The 8,312-nt window shown below is 40.2% G+C and carries 5 protein-coding genes; all 5 read left to right on the top strand.

Annotation, left to right across the window (positions count from 1 at the left end; all coding sequences use genetic code 11):
* The first annotated feature begins 32 nt into the window (after positions 1-32).
* The 5 genes from QNI15_RS24345 to QNI15_RS24365 all read left to right on the top strand — a co-directional run bounded on the left by QNI15_RS24345 (position 33) and on the right by QNI15_RS24365 (position 7,988).
* The gene (locus QNI15_RS24345) at positions 33-722 is read left to right on the top strand and encodes a response regulator transcription factor (protein WP_313993267.1); all 690 of its coding nucleotides are present in this window, start codon (positions 33-35) and stop codon (positions 720-722) included.
* Entirely contained in the window at positions 709-2,100 is a 1,392-nt protein-coding gene (locus tag QNI15_RS24350; RefSeq protein ID WP_313993264.1) for an ATP-binding protein, read from the top strand. The genes QNI15_RS24345 and QNI15_RS24350 overlap by 14 nt, the downstream gene beginning before the upstream one ends.
* 248 nt (positions 2,101-2,348) lie before the next feature.
* Entirely contained in the window at positions 2,349-3,635 is a 1,287-nt protein-coding gene (locus tag QNI15_RS24355) for a TolC family protein (RefSeq protein ID WP_314034115.1), read from the top strand.
* 51 nt (positions 3,636-3,686) lie between these two features.
* Positions 3,687-4,775: an efflux RND transporter periplasmic adaptor subunit gene (locus QNI15_RS24360; RefSeq protein WP_313993258.1), complete on the top strand. Its 1,089-nt coding sequence runs from the start codon at positions 3,687-3,689 to the stop codon at positions 4,773-4,775.
* Positions 4,776-4,877: 102 nt separating this feature from the next.
* Positions 4,878-7,988 (top strand): efflux RND transporter permease subunit, encoded by a 3,111-nt coding sequence (locus tag QNI15_RS24365; RefSeq protein ID WP_313993255.1) that lies wholly within the window; start codon positions 4,878-4,880, stop codon positions 7,986-7,988.
* Positions 7,989-8,312 lie beyond the last annotated feature (324 nt).

Below are 8,312 nucleotides of genomic sequence, written 5' to 3' on the forward strand. Positions count from 1 at the left end.
TTGTCAACTTTTACAGATTATTTAACCAGACTATGAATACAAAAATCCTTCTGGCAGAAGATGAACCCAAACTAGCCGCAAATATTCGGGAAACGTTGACAGACTCTGGATTTGACGTGCAGGTAGCTTTTGATGGAACCGTTGCAGAAAGGTTATATAAAAGTAACGATTATCAGTTGGTTATATTGGATGTGAACCTGCCTTATAAGAATGGATTTGAGTTGTGTAAATTGTTTCGACAACAGAATAAGGATATACCGATTATTATGTTAACTGCGTTAGGCGAACTGGATGATAAGATACTGGCCTTTGATGCAGGTGCTGATGACTATCTGGTAAAGCCTTTTCACTTTCAGGAATTACTGGCACGTATTCAGGTGTTCTTGAAACGGTCGGTACAACATACAGCATTGGAAGAGAAAATAATGGTGGCTGACTTGCAGATTGATTTATTGGAAAAAAAAGCCAGAAGGGGAGGCAAAGATATAGAGTTGACCATGCGGGAGTTTTCTCTGCTGGAATTGCTGGCTCAGGCAAACGGAAGGGTAGTCTCCAAAGTGGAAATAGCTGAAAAAGTATGGGATGTGAATTTTGATACAGGAACAAATACCATTGAAGTCTATATTAGCTTCCTGCGAAATAAAATTGATAAACCTTTTGATAGAAAACTTATTCATACCAAGCCGGGGTTTGGCTATTATCTGAAAGATGTTTCAGCATAAAATTATAGTACCGCATAAAGTACGACTGGCTGTACTATTCAGTGGGTTGGTAGCTATTATTCTGCTCATCACTTCTTTAATAACCTATTTATTTTATTCTTCTTTTCGAAAAGAAGAATTCTATGATCGCCTGGAAGAGAAGGCTCTCAATACTGCCCGGTTGCTGATTGACGTTCGGGAGATTGATAATGATATATTGAAAATAATTGATCAGAACACCATTAATAAATTATACGAAGAAAAAGTACTGGTATTTGACCCTCAAAACAGATTGATCTACAGCAGTATAGATGATCACAAGGTAAACTATTCTCCTACACTGCTGCAACACATCCGCGAACAACATAAGATTGAGTATACAGACAAAGAAAGTGAGATCATTGGGTTATTTTACAATGAAAAAGGCCAGAACAATGTGGTCATTGCATCTGCCTATGACAAATACGGGAGACGCAAACTAAATAATCTGATTTATACACTTGCTATTGCTGGAAGTCTGGGAATGCTTCTGACAGGCGTAGCTGGCTATTATTATGTGCAGCAAACATTCAAACCTGTCGAATTGCTGAATGAAAAGATTGCACGTATCAATGCGACTAACCTGCAGGAGAAATTAACTATTGAGAACAGAGATGAGGAGATAAACCGATTAGCACAAAATTTTAATTACATGCTGGACAGGCTGTCATTGGCTTTTGAAACCCAGAAAAACTTTGTGCAACATGCCTCACATGAACTAAGAACTCCCTTGGCTACATTAGTCGCTCAATTAGAGGCCGCTCGTAAGAAATCCCGCTCAATAGAAGAATACCAAGCCCTGTTAGCTTCCTTGCAGGAAGACCTGGATAAACTCACCAACATCACCAACTCTTTATTGCTCCTGGCCAGGTATGATAAGATCCGGCTGGAAGCAGATGCACAACGTGTTCGTATTGATGAATTATTGTTTGAGGCTGTTGAGGATGTAAAAATGCATTTACCACAGGCAATAGTAAGTGTTGGTTTTCAGGAAATTCCGGATGATGATACTCTTCTGACTGTGCAGGGACAGGGGTTAATGCTGAAAAATAGCTTTGTCAACCTAATTGAAAATGCCTGTAAATATTCTGATAATCAGTCCGCTCAGGTATTAATCCACGCACAAAAGGATCGGATTCTTATTCAATTCTTTAATGAAGGATCGCCTTTGTCTGATACAGAGACTTCCCGTATCTTTCAACCCTTCTTCAGAGGGCAAAATGCCAGCGGAAAAAGAGGTTTTGGATTAGGTTTGTCTATGGTGCGGAGAATTATTGAAGCACATGGAGGGACTATATCTTATCAAGTATCTGATAATCAGATTAATATTTTTTCATTAGTACTGCCACACCAATTTTAAGTTTTTTTTAAGTTTTTCTTAAGCCCATTTTAAGGTTCCTATCCTTTTTTTGTCTCATTCTATTAGCGCCTGTTGCTAACGGTTGATTTCAAAATACGGTTAATAAGTGTCCATTAACCGTATTTTTTCGACTTTCAGGTATACAGCTAATCTGACCTAAACAGAATTACCATCTAGATTAATTATTTTCTAACCTACTCTAATCCAGTAAAGTAGGAGGCCAACAGCCAATACTTGAATTTCAATTTATGAATGTACTGAAATGGAAAAAGCTGCCTGACAGGTGGCTAGGGATCTCTTTGTGTTTATTTTTTATACAGATCGGTGTAGTGCAAGCCCAGGATACGCTTCGTATCTCATTGAATCAGGCAGATAGTATTTTTCTGAATCAGAATCTACGATTACTGGCAGAGAAATATGCTATCGAAGCCTCAAAAGCGCAATTGGCTCAAACAAAGCTATGGGATAATCCACAACTTTCTACTGAATGGAGCTTGTACAATAACCTAAACCGGAAAGTACTGGATGTAGGATCAGCCGGACAGAAAACATTTAGTATTCAGCAGTTGGTTATGTTAGCAGGTAAGCGAAATAAGAGAGTAGCAATGTCCAGAGAAAACACACGAATGTCTGAGTTTGCTTTTTATGATCTGTTACGTACACTGAAATTTGAGTTGCGTCGGAGCTTTTATCATATAGCTTTTTCTACACAAACTATCGAACGTTTTACGAATCAGCTTGCTGTATTGGATAATACTATTTCTGCTTTAGAGACGCAATACAATAAAAATAATATCTCTCTGAAAGATGTAGTGCGCTTGAAAGCTGCTTACTATCAATTGAATAATGATAAGACACAGTTGCTGGCTTCCATTGCAAACGAACACCTTCAGTTGCAGCTATTGCTGCAAACAAGCCGTCCGGTTGTACCGATACTGGATGAAAGTATGATGCAGCAATATGATTTCCAGAAAACACAATCACAGAACCTGATAGATCTTGCCATCACCAATCGGTCAGACCTGCATATAGTGGAAAGTCAGGTAAAGCAAGCAGAAATGCACTATCGCTTGCAGAAGAGCCTGGCAATTCCTGACTTATCCATTGGTGCAAGTTATGACCAGGCAGGTAGTTACATTCCTCATTATCTGGCTCTTACAGTAGGGTTGGATCTACCTGTATTTAACCGCAATCAGGGAAATATAAAAATGGCTAAGAGTGAGGCTTCTATGATGCAATTGCAACAGCAAAACAAACAACTGGAAGTACGGAATGAAGTGGCTGCATCACTCAATAAGCTACGTCAGATAGAAGATGAATACAAAAAGGTAGATACCAACTTCAGGACTCAGTTTGAGCAATTAAATACAGGTGTACTGACAAGCTTCCGGAAACAGAATGTGTCCTTACTGGAATTTGTAGACTTGTTTGAAGCCTATAACCAGAGTATAGAGCAACTAAACCGATTGCGAATTGCCCGTATTGAATCCTTTGAGGAGTTAAACTATGTCGTGGGAGTTGAGCTCTTCCGTTAAAAGTAGAAAACTTATGTTAAGTCACATTGTCTAATCTAATTATTCTATACAATGAATCTGAGAATCTATTTCGTATTGGTGTCTTGTTTTACAGGACTTATTGGCTGCAAGCAATCCCCTCCGGAGCATAAAGAAGAGAAATCCACTTTTGTGTTGAGTGATACCATGTTATCACGGGTAAAAATAACCGTCGCGAAAACAGAACCTGTAAAGGCAGAACTAAAACTGATTGGGAAAATCACTCCAGACGATAACAAATTGGTTGAGGTATTTCCGCTGGTAGGAGGGAATGTAATGGATGTGAATGCGGAATTAGGTGACTATGTCGAAAAAGGTCAGATTCTGGCAGTGATACGCAGCGGAGAAGTAGCTGACTATGAAAGACAAATGATTGATGCCCAAAGTGATCTTCTGATGGACCAGAAAAATCTTCGTGTTGCAGAAGATTTATTTGAAAGTAAACTGAACTCTGAGCGGGATGTGACTGCTGCACGAAAAGAAGTTGAAAAATCACAAGCCGAATTGAATCGTATTCAGGAAATCTTCAGAATCTACGGACTGGGTAAGCAATCAGAATATCAGGTAAAAGCGCCTATTAGCGGATTTGTGATTGAAAAACATATCAACCGGGATATGCAGTTACGATCTGATAATGCCGAAAATATCTTCACCATTGCACAGATCAATGATGTATGGGTGTCTGCCAACGTCTATGAAACAGACATTGCCCGCATAAAGCTAGGAATGGAGGCCGATGTACAAACCATCAGTTATGGCGATAAAATATTCCACGGGAAAGTAGACCGTATTTTTAACATTCTGGATCCGGAAACAAAGACGATGAAGGTACGAGTGAAACTGCAAAATCCGGATTATGCCTTGAAGCCAGAGATGAATGCAACTGTGACACTACATTTTAACGAGGATAAACAGATGCTTTCTGTCCCTTCTTCAGCCGTAATTTTTGACAAGAGTAAGCATTTCGTAATGGTTTTTAAGGACCGATACAATATTGAAACACGAGAAGTTGAGCTGTACAAGCAAGCAAACAGTATGGCTTACATCCAATCTGGACTACAGGAAGCAGAGAAAGTCGTTAGCCAGAATCAGTTGTTTATCTATGATGCTTTAAATGATTGATATTTTTAGATAATTAATGGATAATAATTGGATAATATAAGGATAATTGATATATAGATTGATTCTCAGTGCTTTGCGAAACTGTCTGTTACCTCATAAACTATGAATGCATTTATTAAAAACTGTATCGCGTTCTGTCTCAAGAACCGTTTCTTTACTTTCTTTATCACAGGGATACTGGCTATTGCCGGGATCATAAGTTTTTTGAATACACCACTGGATGCATTTCCGGATGTGACCAATACACAGATAATCATTGTGACCGAATGGAATGGCCGTAGTGCAGAAGAAGTGGAACGGTTTGTAACGGTTCCTGTTGAAGTGGCTATGAATTCCGTACAGCGCAAAACCAATGTGCGTTCCATTACCATGTTTGGACTGTCTGTGATGAAGATTATTTTTGAAGACGATGTAGACGACTTTTTTGCACGTCAGCAGGTAAATAATCAGCTTCGTTCTGTACAGTTGCCAGAGGGTGTTGACCCTGAAGTACAGCCCCCTTACGGACCCACAGGAGAAATATTCCGGTATGTGCTGGAAAGTCCTACAAAAGATACACGCGAGTTATTGACGCTACAGAACTGGACAATTGACAGACAACTACGTTCTGTACCAGGAGTTGCCGATGTGGTGGCATTTGGTGGTCGTGAAAAGATCTATGAATTACAGATTAACCCTACATTACTGTCCCGCTATGATATCACTCCGCTGGAGGTTTACCAGGCTGTAAGCAGAAGTAACCTGAACGTAGGAGGGGACGTAATCGAAAAGAATGGACAAGCATATGTGGTGCGTGGAATAGGCCTTCTTACATCCATACCAGACATTGAGAATATTATCATCGACAATGTGAAAGGTTCGCCAATTCTGATCAGAAATGTAGCTCAGGTAATTGAGTCCGATCAGCCACGGGTAGGACAGGTAGGATTGGGAGATCGCGATGATGTGGTAGAAGGCATTGTGGTTATGCGCAAAGGCGAGAATCCGGGACAAGTATTGAAGCTGGTTAAAGAGAAGATCGCGGAACTCAACGAAAAGGTATTGCCAGCAGATGTGAAGATGAAGACATTCTATGATCGGGATAACCTGATGCAGTATTGCACAGACACTGTAATGCATAACCTGATTGAGGGAATTGTCTTTGTAACGGTAATTGTATTTTTGTTTATGGCAGACTGGCGGACCACCCTGATTGTGTCAATCATTATTCCGCTAGCTTTGCTGTTTGCTTTTTTCTGTCTGCGATTAAAGGGGATGAGTGCCAACTTGTTGTCACTAGGTGCTGTTGACTTTGGGATTATTATCGATGGGGCAGTGGTCATGGTGGAGGGGATCTTTGTTTCACTGGACCATCTGGCTCACAAACAAGGAATGGAAAAGTTTAACAGGCTTTCCAAACTTGGTTTAATCAAAAAAACAGGTACAGAGATGGGTAAGGCTGTGTTTTTCTCCAAGCTAATTATTATCACTGCCTTATTGCCTATATTCTCGTTTCAGAAGGTAGAAGGTAAAATGTTTTCACCACTTGCCTATACGCTGGGATTTGCATTACTAGGTGCATTATTCTTTACCTTAACACTGGTACCTGTATTGTGTGCTTTCCTGCTAAAGAAGAATGTGCGGGAGCGTCATAATCCGTTTGTGAACTTCTTTAACAACTCTATTACCCGAGCCTTTGCGTGGTGTTTCCGATACAAGAAAATTACAGTAGGAGTTGCTTCTGTATTTTTAGCTGTTACATTGTTTTCTGCCCGCTGGCTGGGATCTGAGTTTCTGCCACAACTGAATGAAGGGGCATTATGGGTAACGGCTGAGCTTCCTATGAGTATGTCATTGCCAAAGAGTGTAGAAATGGCAAAAACGCTTCGACATGATCTGAGTGAGTTTGATGAGGTAAATGAAGTATTATCTCAAACAGGCAGGTCAAACGATGGGACAGATCCGAATGGTTTTTACTTTCTACAGTTTCAGGTTGACTTAAAGCCTAAGAAAGAATGGAAGCGCAAGATTACAACTGATGAGCTGATAGGGGAGATGGACAAGAAGCTTTCTCAATACCAGGGCATCCTGTATAACTATTCTCAGCCTGTAGTGGATAATGTAGCTGAGGCTGTAGCGGGTTTCAAAGCTTCCAATGCAGTCAAGATATTTGGTGATGATCTGGAGACTTTGGATAAGCTGGCTGATGAAGTATTAACTCAAATCAAAGATGTGCGGGGCATTAAGGATGCGGGTATATTGCGCAACGTAGGACAACCCGAAATGCAGATTCTGCTGCATGATCATCTGATGGCGTTGTATGGAGTCAGTGTAGCCGATGCGCAAGCAGTTATAGAGATGGCTATTGGTGGGAAAACTGCCAATATGAAATACGAAGGGGAGAAGCGCTTTGATATTCGTATTCGTTACCCTCAGGAATATCGTCAGAGCGAAGAAGATATTGAGAAACTGATGGTGCCGACACTGCATAACACCAAAGTCCCTTTGCGTGAAATTGCTACTGTACAAACGTTAACCGGACCTGCTTTTGTGTACAGAGATATAAATAAGCGGTTTATTGGAGTTAAGTTTTCTGTACGGGAAAGAGACTTGGGCAGTACCATTGCTGAAGCAGAAAAGAAGGTAAATGAGAAAGTTTCTTTACCTAAAGGATATTCTATTCACTGGACAGGAGAGTTTGAGAATCAGGTACGGGCAACGAAACGACTAACAGAAGTTGTACCTATCAGTCTGGCTGCCATTTTCGTTCTGTTGTTTATTACCTTCGGAAATGCCAAAGATGCAGGACTGGTACTGATCAATGTTCCTTTTGCTTTGATAGGAGGGATTCTGGCACTACATATTACAGGTATGAATTTCGGAATATCGGCAGGAGTAGGGTTTATTGCCTTATTTGGGATTTGTGTGCAAAATGGAGTAATTCTGATTTCTGTATTTAATAACAATTTGAAACAGCGTATGCCTATCACACAGGCTATCTCTGAAGGCGTACAATCCCGAATTCGTCCTGTGGTAATGACTGCCATGATGGCCGCTATTGGACTTTTACCGGCTGCTGTGTCAACGGGTATTGGTTCAGAATCACAGAAGCCGCTAGCTATCGTTATTATTGGGGGATTAATTACGGCTACCATTCTGACGCTGCTTGTGTTTCCAATTATATACTGGGCGTTTAACCGAAAGAAACATGCATTGGTTGTACAGATCGCATGAAAGTACTCTAAAGTTTTTGGTTCACTTCTATATGTAAATGAATCAGGGAGTAAGTTAATGGTTGACTGTTAGCGTATTTTATTTTTAGGTGAGATGAGTCGACTTTTGTTTGTTACAGTTGTTGCAAGTTGTTACAGACAAAATTACAGTTCAACTGCCTGAAATTCAAGATTGTTACAGTTGTTACAGTATTTTATACCTGACTGCTGGACAAATATTAATCAGGTAGGTTTAGGTTTAGTTGTGATGCCTACATTTAAAAATAGCCATTGCAGCAAAAGTACTACTTTCTGAGAGTGTATACACAGTAGACTATATCCTTTC

The sequence above is a fragment of the Xanthocytophaga flava genome (assembly GCF_030068545.1).
Taxonomy (GTDB): domain Bacteria; phylum Bacteroidota; class Bacteroidia; order Cytophagales; family 172606-1; genus Xanthocytophaga; species Xanthocytophaga flava.